The organism is Antarcticimicrobium sp. (assembly GCF_029212575.1).
Classification (GTDB): domain Bacteria; phylum Pseudomonadota; class Alphaproteobacteria; order Rhodobacterales; family Rhodobacteraceae; genus Antarcticimicrobium.
Genome location: NZ_JARGPK010000019.1, coordinates 26,951 through 50,722, shown reverse-complemented (window position 1 = coordinate 50,722; position 23,772 = coordinate 26,951). Strand labels below are relative to the sequence as shown.

27 protein-coding genes are annotated in these 23,772 nt (G+C 68.7%); 14 read left to right on the top strand and 13 right to left on the bottom strand.

Annotated features, from left to right (window positions below; translation table 11 throughout):
- Window positions 1-47 precede the first annotated feature (47 nt).
- Complete coding sequence (speB, locus tag P1U75_RS03365) at window positions 48-1,013, top strand: agmatinase (RefSeq protein ID WP_300239801.1); 966 nt, start codon at window positions 48-50, stop codon at window positions 1,011-1,013.
- On the opposite strand, the gene P1U75_RS03360 is transcribed toward speB, so the two are convergent.
- On the bottom strand, window positions 1,010-1,765 hold the full coding sequence (locus P1U75_RS03360; RefSeq protein WP_300239799.1) for an NAD(P)-binding domain-containing protein: 756 nt from the start codon (window positions 1,763-1,765) through the stop codon (window positions 1,010-1,012). The genes speB and P1U75_RS03360 overlap by 4 nt on opposite strands.
- Window positions 1,766-2,074: 309 nt before the next feature.
- On the opposite strand from P1U75_RS03360, the gene P1U75_RS03355 reads away from it, so the two are divergent.
- The 3 genes from P1U75_RS03355 (at window position 2,075) to P1U75_RS03345 (ending at window position 4,653) form a co-directional block, all read left to right on the top strand.
- Window positions 2,075-2,812: a PIG-L deacetylase family protein gene (locus tag P1U75_RS03355; protein WP_300239797.1), complete on the top strand. Its 738-nt coding sequence runs from the start codon at window positions 2,075-2,077 to the stop codon at window positions 2,810-2,812.
- A complete protein-coding gene (locus P1U75_RS03350) occupies window positions 2,809-3,501 on the top strand; it encodes a 4-carboxy-4-hydroxy-2-oxoadipate aldolase/oxaloacetate decarboxylase (protein WP_300239795.1) in 693 nt (230 codons plus the stop codon). Before P1U75_RS03355 ends, P1U75_RS03350 begins: the two co-directional genes overlap by 4 nt.
- A gap of 93 nt (window positions 3,502-3,594) precedes the next feature.
- Window positions 3,595-4,653, top strand: coding sequence for a 4-oxalomesaconate tautomerase (locus P1U75_RS03345; protein ID WP_300239793.1), 1,059 nt, complete (start codon window positions 3,595-3,597; stop codon window positions 4,651-4,653).
- Between the two features lie 7 nt (window positions 4,654-4,660).
- Here P1U75_RS03345 and P1U75_RS03340 read toward each other — a convergent pair whose 3' ends face one another.
- From P1U75_RS03340 to P1U75_RS03330, 3 genes are read right to left on the bottom strand one after another with little or no spacing between them, the layout of a single operon-like run.
- Window positions 4,661-5,704, bottom strand: a complete 1,044-nt coding sequence (locus P1U75_RS03340) for a lipocalin-like domain-containing protein (protein WP_300239791.1) — start codon at window positions 5,702-5,704, stop codon at window positions 4,661-4,663.
- Window positions 5,694-8,108, bottom strand: coding sequence for an FtsX-like permease family protein (locus P1U75_RS03335; protein WP_300239927.1), 2,415 nt, complete (start codon window positions 8,106-8,108; stop codon window positions 5,694-5,696). Before P1U75_RS03335 ends, P1U75_RS03340 begins: the two co-directional genes overlap by 11 nt.
- Window positions 8,105-8,752 carry an ATP-binding cassette domain-containing protein gene (locus P1U75_RS03330; protein ID WP_300239788.1) on the bottom strand — a complete coding sequence of 216 codons (648 nt, stop codon included), beginning with the start codon at window positions 8,750-8,752 and terminating at the stop codon, window positions 8,105-8,107. The genes P1U75_RS03335 and P1U75_RS03330 overlap by 4 nt, the downstream gene beginning before the upstream one ends.
- Window positions 8,753-8,862: 110 nt before the next feature.
- Here P1U75_RS03330 and P1U75_RS03325 point away from each other — a divergent pair, with 110 nt between their 5' ends.
- The gene (locus P1U75_RS03325) at window positions 8,863-9,222 is read left to right on the top strand and encodes a hypothetical protein (RefSeq protein ID WP_300239785.1); all 360 of its coding nucleotides are present in this window, start codon (window positions 8,863-8,865) and stop codon (window positions 9,220-9,222) included.
- 57 nt (window positions 9,223-9,279) lie between these two features.
- Here the strand turns inward: P1U75_RS03325 and cls are convergent, their stop codons facing one another.
- Together cls and P1U75_RS03315 are read right to left on the bottom strand one after the other, a co-directional pair.
- Entirely contained in the window at window positions 9,280-10,692 is a 1,413-nt protein-coding gene (cls, locus tag P1U75_RS03320) for a cardiolipin synthase (RefSeq protein WP_300239782.1), read from the bottom strand.
- A gap of 71 nt (window positions 10,693-10,763) precedes the next feature.
- Window positions 10,764-10,997, bottom strand: coding sequence for a hypothetical protein (locus tag P1U75_RS03315; protein ID WP_300239779.1), 234 nt, complete (start codon window positions 10,995-10,997; stop codon window positions 10,764-10,766).
- Between the two features lie 134 nt (window positions 10,998-11,131).
- Between P1U75_RS03315 and P1U75_RS03310 the strand changes: the two genes are divergently transcribed.
- Window positions 11,132-11,998, top strand: coding sequence for a YihY/virulence factor BrkB family protein (locus P1U75_RS03310; protein WP_300239777.1), 867 nt, complete (start codon window positions 11,132-11,134; stop codon window positions 11,996-11,998).
- A gap of 83 nt (window positions 11,999-12,081) precedes the next feature.
- A complete protein-coding gene (locus P1U75_RS03305) occupies window positions 12,082-12,270 on the top strand; it encodes a hypothetical protein (protein WP_300239776.1) in 189 nt (62 codons plus the stop codon).
- Here the strand turns inward: P1U75_RS03305 and P1U75_RS03300 are convergent, their stop codons facing one another.
- The 3 genes from P1U75_RS03300 to P1U75_RS03290 form a co-directional block, all read right to left on the bottom strand.
- Complete coding sequence (locus tag P1U75_RS03300) at window positions 12,271-12,987, bottom strand: RlmE family RNA methyltransferase (protein WP_300239773.1); 717 nt, start codon at window positions 12,985-12,987, stop codon at window positions 12,271-12,273.
- 59 nt (window positions 12,988-13,046) lie between these two features.
- Window positions 13,047-13,394, bottom strand: a complete 348-nt coding sequence (locus P1U75_RS03295) for a hypothetical protein (protein ID WP_300239771.1) — start codon at window positions 13,392-13,394, stop codon at window positions 13,047-13,049.
- A gap of 61 nt (window positions 13,395-13,455) precedes the next feature.
- On the bottom strand, window positions 13,456-14,568 hold the full coding sequence (locus P1U75_RS03290; RefSeq protein WP_300239769.1) for a Ppx/GppA phosphatase family protein: 1,113 nt from the start codon (window positions 14,566-14,568) through the stop codon (window positions 13,456-13,458).
- 235 nt (window positions 14,569-14,803) lie between these two features.
- Between P1U75_RS03290 and P1U75_RS03285 the strand changes: the two genes are divergently transcribed.
- The 7 genes from P1U75_RS03285 (at window position 14,804) to P1U75_RS03255 (ending at window position 21,151) form a co-directional block, all read left to right on the top strand.
- Window positions 14,804-15,100 carry a virulence factor gene (locus tag P1U75_RS03285; RefSeq protein ID WP_300239767.1) on the top strand — a complete coding sequence of 99 codons (297 nt, stop codon included), beginning with the start codon at window positions 14,804-14,806 and terminating at the stop codon, window positions 15,098-15,100.
- A 26-nt stretch (window positions 15,101-15,126) separates the two neighbouring features.
- Window positions 15,127-16,056: a methylenetetrahydrofolate reductase gene (locus P1U75_RS03280; protein ID WP_300239764.1), complete on the top strand. Its 930-nt coding sequence runs from the start codon at window positions 15,127-15,129 to the stop codon at window positions 16,054-16,056.
- An 11-nt stretch (window positions 16,057-16,067) separates the two neighbouring features.
- Window positions 16,068-17,132, top strand: a complete 1,065-nt coding sequence (locus P1U75_RS03275) for a methyltetrahydrofolate cobalamin methyltransferase (protein ID WP_300239761.1) — start codon at window positions 16,068-16,070, stop codon at window positions 17,130-17,132.
- Between the two features lie 259 nt (window positions 17,133-17,391).
- Window positions 17,392-18,393, top strand: a complete 1,002-nt coding sequence (locus tag P1U75_RS03270; RefSeq protein WP_300239925.1) for a pyridoxal-phosphate dependent enzyme — start codon at window positions 17,392-17,394, stop codon at window positions 18,391-18,393.
- Window positions 18,390-19,550, top strand: a complete 1,161-nt coding sequence (locus P1U75_RS03265) for a Xaa-Pro peptidase family protein (RefSeq protein WP_300239758.1) — start codon at window positions 18,390-18,392, stop codon at window positions 19,548-19,550. Before P1U75_RS03270 ends, P1U75_RS03265 begins: the two co-directional genes overlap by 4 nt.
- Before the next feature lie 3 nt (window positions 19,551-19,553).
- Window positions 19,554-20,315 carry an Asp/Glu racemase gene (locus P1U75_RS03260; protein WP_300239755.1) on the top strand — a complete coding sequence of 254 codons (762 nt, stop codon included), beginning with the start codon at window positions 19,554-19,556 and terminating at the stop codon, window positions 20,313-20,315.
- Window positions 20,312-21,151 (top strand): polyphosphate kinase 2, encoded by an 840-nt coding sequence (locus P1U75_RS03255; protein ID WP_300239752.1) that lies wholly within the window; start codon window positions 20,312-20,314, stop codon window positions 21,149-21,151. The genes P1U75_RS03260 and P1U75_RS03255 overlap by 4 nt, the downstream gene beginning before the upstream one ends.
- Here P1U75_RS03255 and P1U75_RS03250 read toward each other — a convergent pair.
- Genes P1U75_RS03250 through P1U75_RS03235 form a run of 4 tightly spaced genes read right to left on the bottom strand, consistent with a single transcriptional unit; the run spans window position 21,141 to window position 23,662 of the window.
- Complete coding sequence (locus P1U75_RS03250) at window positions 21,141-22,109, bottom strand: TonB family protein (protein WP_300239749.1); 969 nt, start codon at window positions 22,107-22,109, stop codon at window positions 21,141-21,143. The genes P1U75_RS03255 and P1U75_RS03250 overlap by 11 nt on opposite strands.
- Window positions 22,106-22,489, bottom strand: coding sequence for a biopolymer transporter ExbD (locus P1U75_RS03245; RefSeq protein ID WP_300239746.1), 384 nt, complete (start codon window positions 22,487-22,489; stop codon window positions 22,106-22,108). Before P1U75_RS03245 ends, P1U75_RS03250 begins: the two co-directional genes overlap by 4 nt.
- A gap of 4 nt (window positions 22,490-22,493) precedes the next feature.
- Entirely contained in the window at window positions 22,494-22,871 is a 378-nt protein-coding gene (locus P1U75_RS03240; protein WP_300239743.1) for a biopolymer transporter ExbD, read from the bottom strand.
- Between the two features lie 2 nt (window positions 22,872-22,873).
- On the bottom strand, window positions 22,874-23,662 hold the full coding sequence (locus P1U75_RS03235) for a MotA/TolQ/ExbB proton channel family protein (protein WP_300239741.1): 789 nt from the start codon (window positions 23,660-23,662) through the stop codon (window positions 22,874-22,876).
- Window positions 23,663-23,772 lie beyond the last annotated feature (110 nt).

Below are 23,772 nucleotides of genomic sequence, written 5' to 3'. Positions count from 1 at the left end.
CGCCCCACCGATAGTGATCCCGCGCAGCCTTTGCCGAAGGAGTACCCATGAACGACCCGTTTTTCCACCCTGTTTCCGGCTTCGACCTGCCGCGCTTTGCCGGCATCCCCACCTTCATGCGGCTGCCGCATGTGGCGCCCGGGGATCCGCGCCGGGCCGAGGTGCAGATCGGCCTGGTCGGTATCCCCTGGGACAGCGGCACCACCAACCGCCCCGGCCCGCGCCACGGTCCGCGCCAGATGCGCGACGCCTCGACGATGATCCGGGCGCAGAACGGCGCCACCGGGGTGCGCCCGTTCGAGCTGGTCAATTGCGCCGATCTGGGCGACGTCGGCCCGAACCCGGCGGATATCGCCGACAGCATGGAGCGCATCACCGCTTTTTATGACGATCTGCGCAGGGCCGGGATCGTGCCGCTCTCCGCCGGGGGCGATCACCTCTCGACCCTGCCGGTGCTGCGGGCCCTGGCCAGGGACGCGCCGCTGGGCATGATCCATTTCGACAGCCACACCGACCTTTACAAGGACTATTTCGACGGCACCCAATACACCCACGGCACCCCGTTCCGCCGCGCGGTCGAGGAGGGGCTGCTGGACCCGAAACGGGTGGTGCAGATCGGCATTCGCGGCACCGCTTACGACAACGAGGACCGCGATTTCGCCGAGGCCGTAGGCATCCGGGTGATCCCGATCGAGGAATTTCACGCCCGCACCCCCGAAGACGTGATGGCAGAGGCGCGCGAGATTGCCGGCGATGGGGCGACCTATGTCTCCTACGACATCGATTTCGTCGATCCGGCCTTTGCCCCCGGCACCGGCACGCCGGAGGTGGGCGGGCCGAATTCATACCAGGCGCTGCTGGTGGCGCGGTTGCTGACCGGGGTCGATATCGTCGGCGCCGACCTTGTCGAGGTCTCGCCGCCCTTCGACGCCTCCGGCGCCACCGCCTATCTCGGCGTGTCGATCATGTTCGAGATGCTGTGCAACATGGCCCGTGGCCTGGCGGGACGCTAGCCCCCGGTCAGATCCGCGCCGATCCCGTCCAGCGCCGCGCGCAGCGCGTCATGCGCGCCGCCCGATTGCAGCGCCCGGGTCATCCGCAGGCTGATCGACCCCTCGGTCGCCAGCGCGTCCCGCTCCTGCGCCAGGGTTCCGGGCGCGCGCCCGATCGTGGCGAGAAAGCCCGAGACCAGTTGCGAGGTATAAAATTCCGCCATCTCCGGGTCGCCGGTCTCTGCCGCCAGCCAGTCGGCCCCGGTCGCGATCAGGTCGAGCAGCCCCGGCACCATCGCGCAGATCGCGAAATGCAGGGTAAAGGCATGTTCGTCCGGCACCGCAATCACCGGGTTTTCCGGCGCGAACAGCCGCTCCAGCAGATCGCCATCGGGACAGGCGGGCAGGGGGCAGCCCCCCTGTTCGAGAAAGCCCAGCGGAATGGTCAGGGTGATGTCGCGGGCCGGGGCGCAGAGACGGCCCAGATCGGCCAGAGAAATGCCCGCCATGACCGAGACGATACGCTGGCCGGACTGAAAGGTCAGCCCGGAGAGAACCGCCTTGGCGATCTGCGGGCGCAGGCAGAGGAACACCACCTCGGCCCGGTCCAGCACCGCCTGGTTGGGCGCCACGGTCGCGCCGCAGGTCTCGGCCAGGGCGGCGGCGACCTCGGCGTTGCGCTCGGAGACGATGATGTCGTGCCCGGTGCGGGCGAGAAACCGCGCCATGGGGGCGGCGATATGGCCGGTGCCGATGAATCCGATGCGGGACATGTGCGCTCTCCTGTGTTGCCGCCCGCAAAGGGGCCCGGAAAGAAGGGTCGCGGTCCGCAGGCGGTCCGCGATCACCAGTTTGACTTAACATTCTGCCATTGCACGAAAAACCATGACTTCTCCGCCGAAAGGCAGGGCTGCGTCTGACGCATGGCTCGCACCCCCCGTGCCCCTTCGGGCTTTGCCGGGACGCCGGTGTTTTCGCCTCCTATAGCCAAATCTTATCACGGGACATGTGAAACGAAATAGCCAAGGCACGCGAGCCGCCGTAACCAGAACCGAAAATGAATGCCGCCGGGAGGGAACCCCATGTCCGACAAGAAAACCGCGCTGGTGATCAGCGCCCATGCCGCCGATTTCGTCTGGCGCTGCGGCGGCGCGATCGCCCTGCACCAGCAATTGGGATACGAGGTCACCGTGGCCTGCCTGTCCTTCGGCGAACGCGGCGAAAGCGCCAAGCTGTGGAAGCAGGAGGGCATGACGCTGGAGCGGGTCAAGGAGGCGCGCCGAGAAGAGGCCGCCAACGCCGCCGCCGCGCTTGGCGTCAATGACATTCGCTTTCTCGACCTGGGCGACTACCCGCTGCGGCTGGACCGCGACGCGCAGGAGCAGATGGTCGACATCATCCGCGAGGTGCAGCCCAAGTGGATGATGAGCCATTCGCGCTGGGACCCCTATAACACTGACCACATGAACACGACGCAATTCGCGCTGGAGTGCCGGATGATCGCGCAGGCCTGGGGCCACAATCCGGGGCAGAAGGTTCTGGGCGCGCCGCAGCTCTATCTGTTCGAGCCGCACCAGACCGAGCAGATGGGCTGGAAGCCGAACGTCTTCCTCGACATCACCCCGGTCTGGGACAAGAAGCGCGCCGCCATCGAATGCATGCAGGGGCAGGAGCACCTGTGGAACTTCTACACCAATGTGGCCGAGAACCGTGGCAACCATTTCCGCCGCAACTCCGGCGGCATGGCCGGCGGGCGCAAGGCGGAATATGCCGAAGGCTTCGAGATGATCTTTCCCCAGACCGTGGACGAATTGGCATGAGCTATCCGGTGGGAACACAGGGCGTGGTGGTGCAGGACATCGCGCGCGCCGACCCGGCGGTGATCGCGGGGCTGGGCGAATGCGGCGTGGCGACCGTGCACGAGGCGCAAGGGCGCAAGGGGCTGCTGGCCAGCTACATGCGGCCGATCTATTCCGGCGCGCGGCTGGCGGCCAGCGCGGTGACGATCTCGGCGCCGCCCTGCGACAACTGGATGATCCATGTCGCCATCGAACAGATCCGCGACGGCGACATGCTGGTGCTGGCGCCGACCTCGCCCTCGGAGGCGGGCTATTTCGGTGATCTACTGGCAACCTCGGCGCAGCATCGCGGCTGTCGTGGGCTGGTGATCGACGCCGGTGTGCGTGACGTGCGCGACCTGACCGAGATGGGCTTTCCGGTCTGGTCCAAGGCGGTGTTCGCGCAGGGCACCATCAAGGAGACACTGGGCTCGGTCAACGTGTCGGTGGTCTGCGCCGGTGAGTTGGTCAACCCGGGCGACATCATCGTCGCCGATGACGACGGGGTCTGCGTGGTGCGCCGCGACGAGTCCGAAACGGTGCTGGAAAAGGCCCGTGCGCGCGAGGCGAACGAGGCCGAGAAGCGCGCCCGGTTCGAGGCAGGGGAGCTTGGCCTCGACATCTACAAGATGCGCGAGCGGCTGGCCGAGAAGGGGCTAAAATACGTCTGAGGAGGAGGCGGGGCGCGCGGGGGCGCTGCCCCCATCGCGGCAAGCCGCGATTCCCCCGGAGTATTTTCGACGAGAAGAAGCAGGGGCGTAGAGATGACTGACGGGATAGGCTGCATGTGGATGCGGGGGGGCACCTCCAAAGGCGGCTATTTCCTGGCCGACGACCTGCCGCAGGAGGTGGCGGCGCGCGATGCCGCGCTCTTGTCGATCATGGGCAGCCCCGATCCGCGCCAGATCGACGGCATGGGCGGCGGCGATCCGCTGACCTCCAAGGTGGCGGTGGTGAAGCGCTCCGACCGGCCCGGCGTCAATGTCGATTACCTCTTTTTGCAGGTCTTCGTCGACCGCGCCGTTGTGAGCGATGCGCAGAACTGTGGCAACATCCTCGCCGGTGTCGGCCCCTTCGCCATCGAGCGCGGTCTGGTCGCGGCGCAGGACGGCGAGACGCCGGTGACCATCTATATGGAGAACACCGGGCAGGTGGCCGAGGCGCGGGTGCAGACGCCCGGCGGCGCGGTCACCTATGCGGGCGTGGCGCGGATCGACGGGGTGCCGGGTGCCTCGGCCCCGGTGCCGATCGTGTTCCGCGATACCGCCGGATCAAGCTGCGGCGCACTGCTGCCCACCGGCAACGCGGTGGATATGGTCGCGGGGGTCGAGGTGACGATGATCGACAACGGCATGCCCTGCGTGGTGCTGCGGGCCGCCGATATGGGGATTACCGGCGAGGAAAACCCCGAGGCGCTGGAGGCGAATGCGGATCTGCGGGCGCGACTGGAGGCGATCCGGCTGGCCTGCGGGCCGCTGATGAACCTGGGCGATGTTTCCGACAAATCGGTGCCCAAGATGACGATGGTAAGTGCTGCGCGCGATGGCGGCGCGATTTCCACCCGCACCTTCATTCCGCACCGCTGCCACAAGGCGATCGGGGTTCTGGGCGCGGTCAGCGTCGCCACCGCCTGCCTGATCGAGGGCACCCCGGCCCATGCCCTGGCCGTGACGGGAGAGGGCGACCAGCGCAACATGGCGGTGGAGCATCCGACCGGAGAGATGACCGTTGTTGCCACGCTGGACCCGGCGGGACAGGTCGAAAGCGCCGGCATCCTGCGGACCGCGCGCAAGCTGATGGACGGGGTCGCCTTCCCGCGCTGAGGCGGGCTTACTCGTAGCCGGTCATTTCGAGATAGCCGCGCCCCGCGTGACTGCCCGAGACCCGCACCGGCCCCTCCCAATAGGCGAAACGCGTACCCATCCAGCTTTGCGGGTTGAGGGCCGCGACCTCCACATCGACGCCGCGGTCGGGCAGGGTGACGCGCCAGCGCACCGGCAGGCTGCGGCCAGCCACCTCGGTCTTGTCCAGCGGTTCGGCCCGGAACGCACCGGGGGCAAGCGCCGTTGCGTGCCCCTCGGCGTCGATCCAGGTGCCGGAGGTGAAATCGCCCCGCGCCCCGCGCAACCGGAATCCCATCAGCCGCGCGCCGCTGTCGAAGCTGAGCGAGAACCAGTCCCAGCCGTTCTGATCGGCGGCCAGCGGTTGCGACGACCATTCGCGGTCGAGCCAGCCCTGGCCGGTCACCTCGACCGGGCCGGAGGGCAGGGTGAGCGTGCCTTTGATGCGGTAATGCGGTTGCGAGTAATAATGGCTGGCCTGCCCGTCGGCGGATTTCACCGAAAAGCCGCCCGCGCCGTGCAGCACCAACGGCCCCTCGGCGATGAGATCCAGGTCATAGGCGAACTCCGCCCCCCGCGCGGTGAGACTCAGGCTGTCGAAATCCGTGCCCGCCATCTGCCAGTCGTCGATCCAGGCCGCGAACGGGGTGGCACTCACCCCGGCCTGACCGATACCGCCGCGCGCCAGCCGCTCGGCGAAATAGTGATGCCTTGGCGTGGTGGCGGCGGCATGGCCCATCCAGATCTGCGGGCTGGCCCATCCCGCCGCCTCTCCGGGCGCGAGGGCCGAGCGGAACAGGGTCCATTGCACGCCGTAGTCGGTGCCGTCCGGCCCGGTGAGATTGGCGGTGACATACCACCACTCGATCCGGAATTCGGGATGGGCGCCGTGATCGCGGGGAAAGTTCAGGCGGGTTTCCGGATCCGGCACCGCAAACCCCTCGGCCGCGGTGCTGCCCAGCCCGGCGTAGCCCTGGCCGTAGGCGGGCAGGGCGGCCAGCAGGAGCAACAGGAGGGCCAGTCTAGCGCGCATTGGCAAACACCTTGAGCAGCTCCGAGGGCGGCAGGCGATAAAGGCGGCGCGCCGGAAGCGCGGCGGCCAGCCCGGCGGCCAGCAATGCCAGGCCAAAGAGACGCAGCCAGTCGGCGGGGAACAGGTACATCGGCAACCGCCAGCCAAAGGCCTGAACGTTGATCACCGCCAGCAGCACCCAGGCCAGCGCCAGCCCCAGCGGCAGCGCCAGCAGCGCGGTGAGTGCCGCCAGAAGCAGGCTGCGCCCCAGCTCCAGCCGCGCCAGCGTGCCGCGTGTCAGCCCCAGCGCCCAGACCGGCGCCAGTTGCGGCAGCCGCAGCGACCACAGGGTCAGCAGGCTGGTGAGGATCGCGAACCCCGCCACGCCCAGCGTCAGCAGGTTCAGCGCCCCGGTCACAACGAAGGTCTTGTCGAACACGGCCAGCGATTGCGCCTTGAGCCCGGCCTGGTCGATCAGGGCCGAGGCGGGCAGGTCGAAGGCCGCGCGCAGGTCTCGCATCAGCCCTGGCATCGCCTCGGGGGAAAGGCGCACGCCAAAGCGGCGGTTGGGCACCGCGCTGGCATGGGACAAGAGCGCGGGCAGCGCCACGATGGCCTGCCCGGTGGGGTTGCCGTAATCGGAATAGACCCCGGCGATCGGCAGGGTCCAGCCTGGGGCCAGTTGCACCCGGTCGCCAGACCACAGGGCGGCGCGGCGGGCAAGCTGCTCGTTGATGAAGGCCGCAGCACCCGCGTTGACCCGGTCCCAGGCGTTCGGGGTCTGCTCCAGCAGCGGCCAGTTCTTGCTGTAGGTGGGGTGATCGACCACGCCGTAGACGGTGACCGGGACGCTTTGCACCGTGAACTCGCCCGAGCGGATCGGCAACACCGCGTCGCTGCGCGGGGCCAGCCAGCGGGCGATCTCCTCCCCCTGCGCATCGTCGCGGGCGGTCAGGTACAACTCGGACACCAGCCGCTGATCGAGCCAGCCGGTGAAGGTGAGGCGAAAGCTGGAGACCATGGTGCCGACGCCCACGTTGGCCGCCAGCGCCAGCAGCAGCGCCATCAGCGCCAGCCCGATGCCGGGAAGCTGCGCCCGCGTATCGGCCCAGAGCCAGTCGCCCACCGGCCCCCGTGCCAGCCGCCGTCCGAGGTGCAGCACCAGCGCCAGCGCCGGCGGCAGCAGCAGCGCCGCCCCCAGCATCAGCCCGGCGATCAGGGCAAAGCCACCGACCAGCCCCGGCACCAGAACCAGCGCCACGCCCCCGGCGCCGATCAGGCCCAGACCCGCCAGCGCCATGCGCCGCTCGCCCCGCGCGGCACGCTGGGCCCAGGCCTGCAATCCCGGCGCAGACAGCAGCGGCATATGCACCATCCGCCACAGCGCCTGGGCACTGGCCACCCCGGTTCCGGCAAGGGCCATCACCAGCCCGCCCAGCACCCAGGACGGGCGCAGCGACAGCCCGCCAGCCACCGGCGCGCCGTAAAGCCCGCGCAGGGTGGCGGCCACGTCAGGCAGCAGCGCGGCGGCCACGAGGTAGCCCAGCACCAGCCCCAGCCCGCCGCCGATCAGCGCCAGCACCAGCAGTTCTCCCAGCATCAGCGCGGTCAGCAGCCGCAGGGGCAGCCCGAGCGCGCGCAGGGTGCGCACCATGCCGCGCCGTTGTTCAAAGGCGAGGCCGACCGTGCCATGCACGATGAACAGCCCGACGGCAAAGGACAGCAGCCCGAAGGCGGTAAGGTTCAGGTGAAAACTGTCGGTCAGCCGCGCGGTATCGGTGCCGGCGCGCGAGACCCGGCGTTGCAGATCGGGGGCAAGGTCGGCCAGCGGCGTCAGCCCGGGCGGCTGGTCCGGCAGGATCAGCAGCCGGTCGATCTGGCCGGGCCGGGCCAGCAGCCGTTCGGCAACCCCGATGTCGGTCATCACCATGCCGGGCGGGACGCTGTCACTGACCTGCACCTTGGGCAGGCCCGGCACATCGGTCAGGATCGCGGCAAGGTCCGGCGGGGCGATGAGCATGCCGCCCTGCGCCAGCATCCGCCCCAACATCGCGGCATCGCGCTTCATCGCGGCGGTAAAGGCGGGCAGGGGCGGATGGGTCACGGGATCGAGGCCCAGCACCGTGACCCGCAGATCCCCCAGTCGCGCGCGCCCCTCCAGCACCGGCGACAGCTGCCATCCGGCGCGGCGCAGCGCCACGTAACGCGGCAGCGGGATCGGCCCGCCGGGGGCCTCCAGCACATCCAGCGCGCCGCTGCCGATCTGGGCGGTCGCGCGGGCATAGCTGGCGCGCGCCTCGGCATTGATCGCCTGCACCGCCGACCACAGGGCCGTGGCCAGTGCCAACCCGGCCAGCAGCGTCGCCAATTGCAGCGGATGCCGCCGCCAATGCGAGGCCAACGCCTGCAGCGCCGCCCCGATCATGCGATGCACCCGCCGCTCAGATGCGCGCGGGCATCCAGCCGCGCGGCGATGCGGTCGGAATGGGTGACGAGAAACAGCGCCGTGCCGCTGGCGCGCACCAGATCCAGCATCAGCTCCATCACCGCGGTGCTGGCGGTCTCGTCGAGGTTGCCGGTGGGCTCATCCGCCAGCAGCAGGGCCGGGCGCGCCGCCAGCGCCCGGCCGATGGCCACCCGCTGTTGCTGGCCGCCGGAAAGCTGCTCGGGATAGCGCGCGACCAGTTCCGCCAGCCCGAGCCGTTCGGTCAACTCCTCGATCCAGACGGGATCCTGGCGCCCCGCCAGCCGGGCATGAAACCCCAGGTTCTGCCCGACGGTCAGTGAGGGGATCAGGTTGAACTGCTGGAACACCAGCGCCACCCGGTCGCGCCGCAACGCCGCGCGCCCTGTGTCGTCGAGGCCCGACAGCGCGGTGCCCGCGAGCCGGATCTCGCCCGCGTCGAAACTGTCCAGCGCCCCGGCCAGGTGCAACAGCGTGCTCTTGCCGCTGCCGCTTTCCCCGGTCAGCGCCAGCGTCTGGCCCGCGTCCAGCGTCAGCGATACCCCCTGCAACACCGGGCGCGCGCCGGGATAGGTCTTTTTCACGTCCTCGATGGTCAGCAGCATCGGCGGCCTCGTCTTGCGCGGGTGCGCCATCAATTGGGCTTCGCGGGCGCGCTGTCCACCCCCTTGGGCGGAATGCCGCGTGCTGCCCGACGCGCGGATTGACGTGTGGCATGCAACCGGGTGATCTGGTCGGCATGATGCGTCATCGCTTGCCCCTTGCCGCCGTGCTCGGACTGCTCCTGATCGCACCGGCCCGCGCCGATGCGCCGGAGGATACCTGCCGCGCCCGGGCCGAGCGTCTCAGCGGGTTCAGTCCGGGCGGCCTGACGGCCGAGGTGGGCAATGTCACGGTTCGGTTGGGCGGATCGGTCGCGCTGGGGGTGTCGCGCAGCAGCGGCCCGGCCGCGCCCGCCGCACCGCCCTTTGCCGGGGCCGCCGCCCGGGAACGCCTCAAAGCCGAGCGCAATGAAAAACGGGCGGCGCTTTACCAGCAATACTTCGACCAATGCATGAGCGCAGCGCAGGATTAAGCACAACTTGAACTCTGCCATTTTAATGCATTGAAACAATTACCTGAACGGCACACCTCAAAGCAAGGGCGAGAAGAGACGCGCCACCGGCGCGCCATAGCGGATCAGCGGCGATTGCTGCGCGATCCCCTCCTTCAGCTCATAGGCACTGCCGAAATCCGCGCGCAGCATGGCATCGACGCGCCCGGCGAAACCGGCATCGAAGAACAGCGCCATCGCCTCGAAATTCAGCCGGAACGACCGGTTGTCGAGGTTCGTGGTGCCCACCGCCGCCAGGGTGTCGTCCACCACGAACGCCTTCTGGTGCATGAACCCGCCGGTATAGCGGAACACCCGCACCCCGGCCTCGGTCATCGCGTCGAAATAGGCCCAGGCCGCCAGCCAGGGCATCCAGTGATCGGTCCTGTCCGGCACCAGCAGGCGCACATCGACCCCGCGCAGCGCGGCGTGGCGCAGCGCGGTGATGATATCCATGTCCGGCACGAAATAGGGCGAGGCGATCCAGACCCGCTGCCGCGCCGCGGCGATGGCGGAAAAGAACATCAGGCTTCCGGTCTCGGTCTCGTCGCCCGGGCCGGTGGCGACGATCAGCGCCGTGGCATCCGCCGGATCGCGCGGCGCGGTCCAGTTGAGATCCGCCAGCGGCGCAGCGCCGGTGATCCAGTGCCAGTCCTCGAGAAAGATCAGCTGCAACTGCGACACCACCGGCCCGCGCAGCCGCAGATGGGTGTCGCGCCAGCGCCCATAGGCCTTGCTGCGCCCGAGGTATTCGTCGCCCACGTTCAGCCCGCCGGTAAAGCCGGTTTCGCCATCCACGATCAGGCTCTTGCGGTGGTTGCGGTAATTGACCTGGAACCGGAAGGCGGGCGCGCGCGGCCGCTTGGGTCGCGCGACCTCGACTCCGGCGGCGCGCAGCCGGGCGAAATAGCGCCCGGGCAGGCCGAAACTTCCCAGCGCGTCGGTCATCACCCGCACCCGCACTCCGCGCGCCGCCGCCGCGATCAGCCGGTCCTGAAAGGCGCGCCCGAGGCGATCGTTGCGGATGATGTAGAACTGCACCAGCACATAGTCTTGCGCCGCGTCGATGGCGGCGAACATGGTGTCAAAGGCCGCCGCACCATCGATCAGCAACTCGGCCCCGTTGCCCCGGACTGCCGGCATGTTGGCGCAATGCTCGAACGGGGCAAGGTTGACCCGCGTCCGGGCGGGGTCCGGCGCGTTGCTGGCCGCAAAATCCCGGATTGCCTCGACCGCCTGCCGCGCCTCGCGCCGCGAGACCAGATAGCCGTGCAGCCGGTGATGCCCGAGAAACAAGTAGGCTGGCACCGCGACAAAGGGCAGGGCGAGCAGGAACACCACCCAGCCGACCGCCCCCTGCGGCGTCCGCGCGGTGGCGGCGGCGCGAAAGGCAAAAAGGACCGAGGCGGCATAAAGCGCCGCGATCCCGAGACTGCCGAGAACAACCCACATCAGGCCGGCGCCCGCCTGTCGGGCCGTGCCGCCGGGCGGCTGTGCCGATCATCCCGCATGCGGGGCCGGGATCAGGATTTTCGCAGCCGGTCGAAGGCCGTCTTGATCCGCATCCCCAGGTCCTTGGCGGCCTCGCCCACCTCTTCCGCGGATTTGTCGAGCTGGGTCTTGTGGACGAATTTGTCCCAATCCTTGACCAGATCCTCCCATTCCTCCTCGGCCTCCTTGCTGGCCAGGTGCATCTGCAGCTTCAACTCGTCCCGGGTCTGTTTCAGCTTGGCGGTGAAATCGTCGAAATCGCTCATTCCTGGTCTCCTTGGTCCGTGCCGGGGCCCCCGGCGCATCGGTCTGCGAAAGGGTGCCGCCGATACCGGTCAAAAGCAATCGCGCAGATTGGCACGCACTGGAACGGGGCACCGGCCAAGGTTAGGATGGCGCCATGACACGCGAGAGACAAAACCCCCTGGCGCTCGGCCTGCGCGCGTTCCTCCGCGCGCTGGGACGATTCGGCGACAAGGGCGGCTGGGTGATGAGCAGCCATGTGGCGATGTCGCTGATGATGGCGCTGTTTCCCTTCGTCCTCTTTGTGGTAGCGCTGGCCGGGTTCCTGTCGCGCGACGTGCCGGTGGACGACCTGTACACGCTGCTGCTGGGGTCCTGGCCGCACCAGGTCGCCGCCCCGATCGAGCGCGAGCTGCGCGCGGTGTTGGCCGCCTCCGATTCGCGGCTGATGACGCTGGGCGGGGTGTTGGCGCTCTATTTCGCGTCCAACGGGGTGGATGCGGTCCGGGTGGCGATGGCGCGGGCCTATCACGACACCGATCCGCGCCCCTATTGGCAACGTCGGCTGCTGTGCCTGGGGCTGGTCATCGCGGGCGCAGTACTGGCGCTGGCCGGGATCGCGGTCGACGTGGTCTGGCCGATTTATTCGAACATGCTGCGCGACGCGGTGCCGGGCGAGGTGACATCCTGGTTCACCGGTGTCGGGGTGAGCTGGATCTTCGTCGCCGCGGCGCCGGTCCTGGGGGTAGTTGCGGTTCATGTGCTGTTGCCCGGGCGGCGCCACGGGCTGGGCCAGATCCTGCCGGGGATCGTGCTGACGCTGGCGCTCGGGGCGCTGGCGGGCTGGGGATTCTCGGTCTATATTGCGCGTTTTGCCGCCTATTCGGCCACCTACGCGGGCCTTGCCGGGGCGATGTCGGCGCTGATCTTTCTTTACCTCAATGCCGCGATCCTGATCCTGGGGGCCGAATTCAACGGCGCGCTGATCGACGCCAGGCAAAAGGGCGCGCCGGTCGCCCGGTGAATTCCCGGACAATGTCTTGTTCCGGCCCCATTGGCGGCCCGATTGCGGGGCAGGTTGGCCCGGTGATTGCACCGGAGCACGCCATGACCGCCGAAGACACCACCAGCCGCCACACCCGCCTGTTCGCGCTGATCCACCAGCAGGCGCGCGCCGAATATACCGCGCTGCGCCTGGAGCGGCGGACGAAACGGCCGCTGGCAGACCCCCATCAATTCATGGCGATTGCCGCGCGCTCCTGGACCGCGCCACCGCAGGTGACACGGCACAACTGATCAGCTGCGAAAGCCGGTGGCGACCACGAATTTTTCGGAACTGTCCGAACGGGACGCCGGCGGTTTCACATTCGCCACCTTGGCGAATTTCTGCTTCAGCAGCTTCTGCAGGTCGCCCTCGGCGCCGCCGGCAAGCACCTTGGCGACAAAGGTGCCACCCTCTTCCAGCACGTCAAAGGCGAAATAGGCCGCCGCCTCGCACAGCGCGATGATGCGCAGGTGGTCGGTCTGCTTGTGACCGGAACTGGAGGCCGCCATGTCCGACATCACCACGTCGGCCTTGCCGCCGAGCCATTCCTTGACCTGCTCGTCGGCGTCATCGGCCATGAAATCGAGCTGGTGGATCTCGGCCCCGGCGATCGGTTCGACCTCCTGCAGGTCGATGCCGACGATCCGGCCCACCGCCTTGCCCGATTTCTCGCCCAGGGCATTGATGCGCGGCACCGCGACCTGGATCCAGCCGCCGGGGGCGCAGCCCAGATCGACCACCCGCGCGCCGGGCACGAGAAAGCGGTACTTTTCATCAAGCTCCAGGATCTTGAAGGCGGCACGCCCACGAAAGCCCTCGGCCTGGGCGCGCTTGACGTAGGGATCGTTGAGCTGCCGCTGCAGCCAACGGGTCGAGGACAGCGTGCGCCCGCGCGCGGTTTTCACCTTGACCGTCAGGTCCCGCTGTCCGCGTCCCGATGTGTTTCGCCCGGTGGGTTTCTTGGCCATGATCCTGTTCCTCGCAATCGGGGTCCGATACCGGGTCTCGCCGGGTCGGGCAAGGGCGGCTAGGAGGCCCCCTCGCCCCATGGCGGCGGGACCGGGGCGCCGTTGACGCGTGCCTCTCCCGCCACATTGTCCAGAACGACCGGATTTTCGTACAGTTCCAGCGTCGGGCGCACGCCAAAACGGCCCTCCATCCAGTCGGCCCAACCGGCGTTGAACCAGGCCTCGGCGTCGGCGCGGCTGGCGAATTCGTAGATGCCGCCGCCGCCCGCCTCGCCGTTCAGGTAATACTTGCGCCGCAACCCCTTGACCTCGTGGAAGATCCTGGTCGATTCCAGCGATTGGCGGATGACCTCGGCGCCGGGCCGTTTCGGGCCGGGCAGCGGGATCTTGACGATGGCGATGATCATGACGGCTCCCCCTGATCGAACGGTTTCGGCCCGGTTTCGTACACTGCGCCGCCCGCCCGGGTCAGAACGGGCCATCCTCCAGCACGCCATCGGCGCTCATCTGGGCGTAGAGCAACCCCTCGCGCAATCCCCGGTCCGCCACCGACAGCCGGTCGGTCGGCCAGCAGCGCAACAACGCCTGGAGAATCGCGGCACCCGACATGATCAGCGCCTGCCGGTCCTCACCGATGCGCGGATCGCGACGGCGGCCGACGGGCCCGAGATCGAGATAGCCACGGATCACCTTGTCGATCTGATCGCTGGTCATGCGCAACCCGTCCACCTTGGTCCGGTCATAGCGTTTCAGCCCCAGATGGCTGGCCGCGACCGTGGTCACGGTGCCCGAGGTGCCAACGATCTGGAACCCCTGGCGCGCCTGTTCGTCCTGATAGGGGGCGAATTCAGCGAGGTTTTCCTCAAAAAACCAGCTCATCAGGGCAAAGCGCGCGGAATCGTCCTCGACGTCATAGAACTGGTCGCGCAGCGTCGCCACGCCCAGCGGCACCGAGATCCAGTCCACCACCTTGGCGGCGGGAAACGGGCTCTCGGGCGGATGGAACCCGGCGTGCAGCCGCATGATCGCGCGCGGCCGGTCGCGGCGCGGCACCGAGGAAATGTCGATCCAAACCAGCTCGGTCGAGCCGCCGCCGATATCGACCACCAGCAACTGGTCGGTCTTGGTCGAGACCAGCGGCGCGCAGGAAATCACCGCCAGCCGCGCCTCCTCCTCGGGCTGGATGATTTCCAGCGTCAGCCCGGTCTCGCGCTTGACCTGGCGGATGAATTCGCGCGCATTGGCGGCGCGGCGGCAGGCCTCGGTCGCGACCAGCCGCATGTGACGAACCTTGTTGCGCTTGAGCTTCTGCTGGCAGATCCGCAGCGCCTGGATTGTGCGCCCCATCGAGGCGCGCGACAACCGCCCGGTCCGCTCCAGCCCGGAGCCGAGTTGCACGGATTTCGAGAAGCTGTCCACCACATGGAACCCGCTGCCCTTTGGCTGGGCAATGAGCATGCGGCAACTGTTGGTACCCAGATCCAGCGCCGCATAAAGCGCATCTGGATCGGGCCGGGACGGCGCAGGGCTTTCGACCGGTATCGGGAACGCGCCCGCACCTTTGGGACGCTTGGGCGCCATGACAACACGCCCTCCGAGTTCGAGTTATGTTCAAGCTATGTCTTTGCCTTGCGCCGCGCAAGGGATCATCCCGCTCATATTGAAGATGAGAAGAATGGGGGGCCTGCGGACTGGCCAGCGCCGGCCCGATTGCCTAGGCATTGGTCGCGTAAGGCGTCGTTTTCGTCGAAAACCGGCGACGGCGCGCGGCACTCCTGCCGTAGAGAGAGCGAAGAGAAGACGGGGAATCAGAACCATGCCGGACGTCACTGTTGTTTACTGGCGCGACATCCCGGCCCAGGTCATCGTGGGCAAGGGGCGCCGCGGCGCCAAGCGCCCGCTGGCCGAGCGGTTCGAACAGGCCATCGACCGTGCCGCCATGAAGACCGGCGCGGCGGGAACCGACGCCTACCTTGCCGAATGGCGCAAGGCGGCCCCCTATCCCGTCGAGGGCGACCCGGCCGAGGTGGCCGAGGCCGAGGCGGCGCGTCTCGAAACGGAATACGATCAGGACCGCATCAAGGCCCTGATCGCCAACGACGGCTGGGCATGAGCCCTGCTTCACTCTGGGAGGCCGCAATGGCATTGTTGAACTTCAAAAGACGCGACGCGACCGCCCCGGCGCCGGTGAACCGCCAGGTCGAGGCGCTGCTGGAGAATTACTCGATCGAGGTGATGCCGCGCACCGCCGAGAAGGTCGATGATTTCCGCGACCTGCTGCCCGAGGGCACCCGCGTCTATATCGCCCATATCGACGGCACGGCCGTAGAGGACATGGTGCGCACTGCCGCCCGGCTGGCGCGCGACGGGTTCGCGGTGATGCCGCATTTCCCGGCCCGGATCATCAAGGACAAGGTGACGCTGGAGAACTGGATCGCCATGTATCAGGGCGAGGCCGGAGTCGATCAGGCGCTGTTGCTGGCCGGCGGAGTCTCGTCGCCACAGGGCGATTTCGAAAACTCCATGCAACTGATGGAAACCGGCCTCTTTGACAAGGCGGGCTTCAAACGGCTGCATGTCGCCGGCCATCCGGAGGGCAACCGCGATATCGACCCCGATGGCGGTGACAGGAATGTCCTGGAAGCGCTTCAATGGAAACAGAAATTCAGCGAGCGCAGCGATGCGCAGATGGCGCTGGCCACCCAGTTCGCGTTCGACGCCAAGCCGATAATCGCCTGGGCCGACGGGCTGAAGGCGGCGGGCATCGACCTGCCGATCCATATCGGGATCGCCGGACCAGCCAAGCTGCAGACGCTGATCAAGTTCGCGATCGCCTGCGGTGTCGGCCCGTCGCTCAAGGTGCTGCAGAAACGGGCGATGGATGTGACCAAGCTGCTGCTGCCCTATGAACCCACCGAGGTGCTGGCAGAACTGGCCGCCCACAAGGCCGCCAATCCGGATTTCAACATCACCAACGTGCATTTCTTCCCGCTTGGCGGTATCAAGGGCAACGCCACCTGGGCAAAAGACCATGGCGGCGCCTCCGCCGTTCCCGCAAACCAGATCTGAAAGGCCGTTTCATGACGCGCACCGTAGTCGAAAGCAAAACCAAGACCGCCGTCATCGGCTTTGACGAGCCCTTTTGCGTCATCGGTGAACGCATCAACCCCACCGGCCGCAAGAAGCTGGCGGCGGAGCTGGAGGCGGGCGATTTCTCGACCGTGGAGCGGGACGCGGTGGCGCAGGTCGCCGCCGGGGCCAACATCCTCGATATCAACGCCGGGGTGGTCTACAACTCCAACCCCAACCCGAACGAGACCGAGCCGCCGCTGATGACCAAGATCGTCCAGATGGTGCAGGCGCTGGTCGACATTCCGCTGTGCATCGACAGCTCGGTGCCCGGCGCGCTGGAGGCCGGGCTGGCGACCGCCGAGGGCCGGCCGCTGCTCAACTCCGTCACCGGCGAAGAGGAGCGGATGGAGCTGGTCCTGCCGCTGGTCAAGAAATACAACGTGCCGGTGGTGGCGATCTCCAACGACGACACCGGGATCTCCGAAGATCCCGACGTGCGTTTCGCGGTGGCCAAGAAGATCGTCGAGCGTGCTGCCGATTTCGGCATTCCGGCGCATGACATCGTGGTCGATCCGCTGGTGATGCCGATCGGCGCCATGGCGACCGCCGGTCAGCAAGTCTTTGCGCTGGTTCGGCGGCTGCGCGAGGAACTGGGCGTGAACACCACCTGCGGCGCCTCCAACGTCTCCTTCGGGCTGCCCAACCGGCACGGGATCAACAACGCGTTCCTGCCGATGGCGATGGGCGCGGGGATGACCAGCGCGATCATGAACCCCTGCGCGCTGCCAGTGGCGGCGAGCAAGATCGCCGAAAAGCGCGCCGAGGTGGAGGCCGCAGGGATCGTTCTGCCAGAGGGGATGGACGACGAGGCATTTTGCCAGCTCTTCGGTCTGGGCAGCACCCTGTTCCGCCCCGGCTCGGAAATGACGGCCATTCGCGCCGCCAACCTGCTGACCAACAACGACCCGCACGGCGGCGCGTGGATCCGGTTCAACAAGCCGCCCGCCGCACCGGGCGAAGAGGCCGCGGGTGGCCGCCGCGGACGCGCTGGGGGACGCCGCCGCCGCGCCTGAAGCGGCGCCGGATCGGGAAAGCCGGGCCTCGCGCCCGGCTTTTTATGCAAGACTTTAAAAGTACGTTTTTGTAATTTTAGATCAACATCTTGCATATATATTTTCATGTTTTGAACGAGATGCCGGGCCTTGACCAAGTCCGATAGATCTCACCGTTGATCCGCTCCCTGACGATAATGCTTGACCGCAAGGGGGGCTTTCGGGTGGGCTGTCGGTCATGGACATCCAGCCCAACCCCCTTCGCGGCGATGCCGATGCCATGGCCGAGCTTGGCGACTTTCCGCTGCCCAGCACCGATGCCGACCGGCCGCGCGCCCTGGTGCAGAGGTGCCCGCGCCATGCGGTGACGCCCCTGGTCCGATCCGACGCGCTGGCGCAACGCCTGGGCCTTGGGTCGCTCTGGCTCAAGGATGAACGAAACCGCATGGGGCTGGGCAGTTTCAAGGCGCTAGGGGCGGCCTATGTGATCGCCTGCGATGCCGCCGAGGGGGATGTCTCCGGCGTCACCTATGTCACCGCCAGCGCCGGCAATCACGGGCTGTCGGTCGCCGCCGGGGCCCGGGCCTTTGGCGCACGCGCGGTGGTCTACATCGCCGAGACCGTGCCCGAGAGCTTTGCCGAAAGACTGCGCGCCGAGGGGGCCGAAGTGGTCCGCGAGGGCACCAGTTACGAGGCCAGCATGGAGGCCGCCGCTGCGGCGGCCCGGACCAAGAGCTGGCAATTGCTGTCGGACAGCTCATGGCCCGGCTACATGGCGCGGCCGCACCGGTTGATGGAGGGATACCTCGTGCTGATTGACGAGGTCATCCGCGAGATGCCGCAGGTGCCCAGCCATGTGTTCCTGCAGGCCGGGGTCGGCGGGCTGGCCGGGGCGGCGGCGGCACTGATGCGGGCACGTTGGGGCGATGCGCCACTGATCGCTGTGGTGGAGCCAGAGGCCGCCCCGGCGCTCGCGGCCTCGATCGCCGCAGCTCGCCCGGTGGTGACCGAGGGGCCGGTTTCGGACATGGGGCGGCTCGATTGCAAGGAACCTTCTTGGATCGCGCTGCGCGGGCTGGCGCGGGATGCCGATGTCTTCCTGACCATCAGCGAGGAGGAGGGGCATCGCGGGGCCGAGATCGCCGCGGATGCAGGGTTTGCGACCACGCCCTCGGGGGCGGCCGGTCTTTCGGGGCTGATCGCGGCGGCGGATGCGAAGGCCCTGGGGCTGGACGCGACCGTCTGCGCGCTGATCATCCTCAGCGAGGGGCCGGAGGGATGAGCGCGCCGCCGCGCGGATTTCCGGCCTCGGAATACCGCGCAAGGGTCGCGCGCGCGCAGAGCCGGATGGCAGACCGGGGGCTGGCCGCGCTGCTGCTGACGACCGAGGCCGATCTGCGCTATTTCAGCGGGTTCCTGACCCGGTTCTGGGAAAGCCCGACGCGGCCCTGGTTCCTGATCGTGCCCCGGGAGGGCGATCCGGTGGCGGTGATCCCGGCGATCGGCGCCGCCCTGATGGCGCGGACCTGGATCACCGATATCCGGACCTGGCCGGCGCCGTGCCCCGCCGACGATGGGGTGAGCCTGCTGGCCGAAACCCTGACCGAGGTTGCCGGGCATGGCGGGCATGTCGGGCTGCCGATGGGGCTGGAAAGCCAGTTGCGTATGCCGCTGGCCGATTGGCGGCGGCTGCGCGCGCGCGCCGGGGTGGGGTTTACCGACGACGGCGGCATCCCGCGCGGGCTGCGCATGGTCAAGTCCGAGGCCGAGATCGACAGGATCCGCGCCGCCTGTGCCGTAGCCGACCGCGCTTTTGCCCGGGTGCCGGAAATCGCCCGGGCCGGTGTGCCGCTGGACGAGGTGTTCCGTTGGTTTCAATGTCTGTGCCTCGAAGAGGGCGCCGATTGGGTGCCCTACCTTGCCGGCGCGTCCGGGCCGGGCGGCTATGCCGACGTGATCTCGCCCGCCGGTCCCTATCCGCTGCGCAGGGGCGATGTGCTGATGCTCGATACCGGGGTGATGCGCGATGGGTATTTCTGCGATTTCGACCGGAACTTCTCGGTCGGTACGCCATCGCCGCAGGTGCAGGCGGCACATGGGGCGCTGATCGATGCCACGCAGGAGGCCGCCACGGCGGCCCGCCCGGGCCAGACCGCTGCCGGGCTGTTCCAGGTCCTGCACGACGCGCTGGCCCGGCGTGGAACACCGGGATCGGGGCGGCTGGGCCACGGGCTGGGGATGCAGCTGACCGAGGGGCTGTCGCTGATCCCCGACGATCCCACGGTGCTGGAGGCGGGAATGGTCCTCACGCTGGAACCGGGGATCGAACTGGGCCCGGAGAGGGTCATGGTGCACGAGGAGAACATCGTGATCCGCGAGGAGGGCTGCACATTCCTGTCCACCCCCGCCGCGCGGGATATCCTTTTGCTGGAGGGTTAGGCGATGCAGGTGTTTTCCTTTGAAACCGAACCGCGCACGCATCCGGTGCTGGGGCTTGTCGTGCTTCAGGCCGATGAGCGGATCGAGGCGGATCTGCGCCGTCTGATGCCCGCGTCGGTCGACCTGATGGTGAGCCGGGTGCCCAGCGGGCTGGACGTGACGCCGCAGACGCTGGCGCAGATGGAGGCGGAGCTGCCGCGCGCGGCGGGGCTGTTCCCCGAGGCGGTCGGCTTTGACGTGATCGGCTATGGCTGCACCTCGGGCGCGGCGCAGATCGGCCCTGCCCGCGTGGCCGAACGGCTGCGCGAAGGCGCGCAGGCGGCCCGTGTGACCGATCCGGTGAGCGCGCTGGTCGCGGCCTGCGCGGCCCTCGGGCTGCGGCGTCTGGCGCTGCTGTCGCCCTATGTGGCAGCGGTGTCGGACCGGCTGCGATCGGTCCTTGCGGACAAGGGAATAGAGACGCCGCTCTTCGGCAGTTTCGCCGAGGCCGAGGAATCCCGCGTGGCGCGGATCACGCCGGACTCGATCGCGCGGGCGGCGCGGGCGCTGGTCGCCAAAGGCGAAATCGACGGGCTGTTCCTGTCCTGCACCAACCTCGATACCCTGCCGGTGATCGGCGCTTTGGAGCGCGAGATCGGGATGCCGGTGCTGTCCAGCAACCTGGTGCTGGCCTGGCATGTTCTACGGCTGGCCGGTGCCGGGGCGCTGGCCTATGACAGCGCACTGGCCCGGGCCGGATTGCCGCAGGAGGCGGCCCAAACATGACCAAACAGCGACCGCCGCATCTTGACGACGTCGATCTGTCCTGTCGGATCGAACCGGAGGCCTATGCCTCCGAACTGGCCGATCTGCAGCTCAAACTGACCCAGATGCAACAGGCCTATCTTTTGTCCGGGCGCAAGGCGGTGATCGTGTTCGAAGGCTGGGACGCGGCCGGTAAGGGCGGCACGATCCGGCGCCTGTCGCAGGCGTTCGACCCGCGCGGTTTCAAGGTCTGGCCGATCGGTGCGCCGCGCAACTATTACCGCGAGCGCCATTACCTGCTGCGGTTCATGGAACGTCTGCCGCCCGATGGCGGGCTCTCGGTTTTTGATCGCTCGTGGTATGGCAGGGTTCTGGTCGAGCGGGTCGAGCAGCTGACCCCGGAGCATCGCTGGCGCGCGGCCTACGACGAGATCAACACCTTCGAGCGGATGATGACCGACGACGGGGTACGCCTGGTCAAGCTGTTCTTTCATATCTCTCCGAAAGAGCAGGCCAAGCGGTTCGAGGAACGGCTGCGCAATCCGATGAAACGCTGGAAGCTGTCCTATGAAGATTTCCGCAACCGTGCCCATTGGGAGGATCACGCGGCGGCGACCAACGAGATGTTCGAAAAGACCTCGACCAGCCATGCGCCCTGGACGGTGATCCCGGCGAACCAGAAGAAATTCGCCCGCATCGACGCGCTTCGGACCATCCTCGATGTGCTGTCGCGGGATCTGGACCTGGGGCCGCCGCAACTGGAGGACTCGCTGCTGGAGATTGCCCAGAGGCACCTGGATCTTGAACCGGATCTGCTGAGCAGCCTGCGCTCCGATGCCCCCCCGGTCAGCGATTGAAACGGATCGGAAGCGAGAACCGATAGACCGGATCGGTCAGCCCCTCGGGTGCGGCCGGAAAGCGGCCGGCGCGGCGCACCGCCCGCAGCGCCGCCGCGTCGAGATCCGCATTGCCCGAGCTTTGGCGCACGGCCACGGCGCGCAACTCGCCGGTTCGGCCGACCTGAAGATCCAGCACCACGCGGCCGCCACCGTGCAACCCGCGCGGCTGTTGTTTCCGGCGCTCGATCCGGGTGCGAATCCCGGCGCCCCAGGATGCCATCAGGCTGCGGCGCTGGCCCGCTCTCAGGGTCGCGGTCTCTGCACGCCCGCCGATTCCCGCCTGCGCCGCGCCGCCACTGCCCGATGCCCGTTGCGCCGGGGCCGCCGCCGAGCTTTCCCGGGCCTGCCGCTGCGGCCGGGCCTTGGGTTTAGCCGGGGCGGGCGCAGCGGCGGGTTCGGTCACCCGGGCCAGGTCCGGGGGGGAAGGGGCGGCCGGTGCATCGGGTTTGCCGGTCGCGGTCGGTCGCGGGACGGCAGGCGGGGCAGGGGCCACTTGCGCCGATGCCGACGCGCCGCCAGGTGACGGAGCGGGCAGCAGCGCCGGCGCCTCAGGCAGGGCCGGGCGCGGCAAGGTCTGCGGTACGGAACTCGGGGCGACCGCCACGCGGGGCATGTTCGGGCGCGCAACAGGCACGGCAGGCCGGTTAACGCGGTCGACCTGCGGCGGGTCCATTGCCGGCGCGCGGTCCGGGGGCGGCACCAGCGCCGCGACTTGCGGGTCGCGGGCGACCTCCGGCGGCGCGCTCCAGTCCGAGACCATTGCCGAAAGCCGCGGTGTCGCCCCCTGCAGGGTGACGAGTTGTTCGCCCTCCGCGCCGCGGGACTCCGCGCCGCCGCCGGGCACCGATGCGAAGGCGAGAACATGCAACCCGGCCGCCAGCGCGCCGAACAGCGCCTTTTCCGCCAATCCGCTCATTCCGGCAGCACCGAAAGCTCGATCCGGGCGATGCCCAGGGTCGCCATCCGCCGCATCAGCCGGGCCACCGTCGCCGCCGGCACCCGCGCGTCGGCGGCGAGGATGACCGGACCGGCCCCGGCATCGCGCGCCGCCAGCGCCCTCAGCGCGGCATCGCCACTCAACCCGTTCATCCGTGCGACCTCGTCCAGGCCGAGGAACAGCCGCGTGCCGTGATCCACCGGCGCGCCCTGCGCCGCCTGCGGCGGCGTGATCTCGACCGGGTCGGGCGGCGCGATCTGCGAGGTCATCAGGAAGAAGACCAGCAGCAGGAAAACGACGTTGATCATCGGCACCACGGATTCGCCGCGCGGTCTTTGGCGGGGGGTGGGGATCTGCATGCGGCTACTCCACCAGGACGAGGGTGGTATAGCCCGCCGCGCGCAGCCGGTCGGCGACGGAAACGACCTCTTGCAGGGCGGCGCCGTCCCGGGCGCGCAGGACGATGGTGTCCGAGGGCGCCTCCACCATCGGCGCCAGGGCCATGACCAGAGCCTCTGGCGCGGTGACACGCCCGTTCAGCCAGAGACCATCGGGGCCGATATCGACAAGGCGGGGGGGGCCGGAATAGGCGGCGGCACCGCCACCCAGGGGCAGCGGCATCACCTGTTCGACGCCGAAGCGCGAGGCCAGCATGAAGAAGACCAGCAGCAGGAACACCACGTCGATCATCGGTGTCAGGCTGGGGCGCCGGCGGCGGCGGATCGGCGCGAGGCCCTGCATGGCTATTCGGCGGCCCGGGCCGCGCCGATGGCCTCGGGCGCGGGCGCCACGAAGATCCGCGTCACCGCGTCCTCGATATCGCGGCGCATGCGGTCGATCACCGCCTCGAACCAGGTCAACGCCGCCGAGGCCGGGATCGCGACAGCCATGCCGGCGGCGGTGGTCAGAAGCGCCTCCCAGATGCCGCCGGCAAGCTGCGAGGGATCGGCGCGCGCGCCGCTTTCCTGCAACGCCTGGAACGCCGCGATCATGCCCAGAACGGTGCCGAGCAGACCCAGCAGCGGCGCGATCGTGGCGATCAGTTCGAGCGCGCGCAGGCCGGTCGCGGCCTCGGCCAGTTCGTTGCGCGCCACCCGCAGCGTGTCCTCGCGCGCCAGCGCGTCGGGCTTGCCCGCGCGGGCGTCGATGGCGGCGCGCACCACGGTGCAGCGCGGCCCGCCGCGCCGGGTCAGGATCGTCGCGGCGGCGGCGCTGTCGCCGCGTTCAAAGGCCGCCACCGCGTCGCGCGCGCGTCCCTTGCGCCAGGCGCCGGCGCGGGCGAGCTGCCAGGTCTTCCACAGGATGATCGCCAGGGTGATCACCGAGAGCGCGGCAATCGCCCAGATCACCGGCCCGCCATCGGCCAGGAAACGCGGCAGCGGCGACGCCGAGACCGCCGGAGCGGGATAGGAGGAGGTGTCCGATGCGCCGAACAGCGGGGCGGTGGCTCCGATCGCCCCCTCCTGCGCGGCGGCCGGCGCGGCGCAGGCCAGCAAACACAGGCGGGTCGTCAGGGTGCGGATCGCGGTCATGGGCGGCGTCCTGTCTGCTGGTGGTGTCTTCCGGCGGGTGGCTGGCTGCCTCTCTACGACGTCGCGGGCAGCCTCGTAAAGGGCCGCTTCCTCACCCCCTTCACGGACAA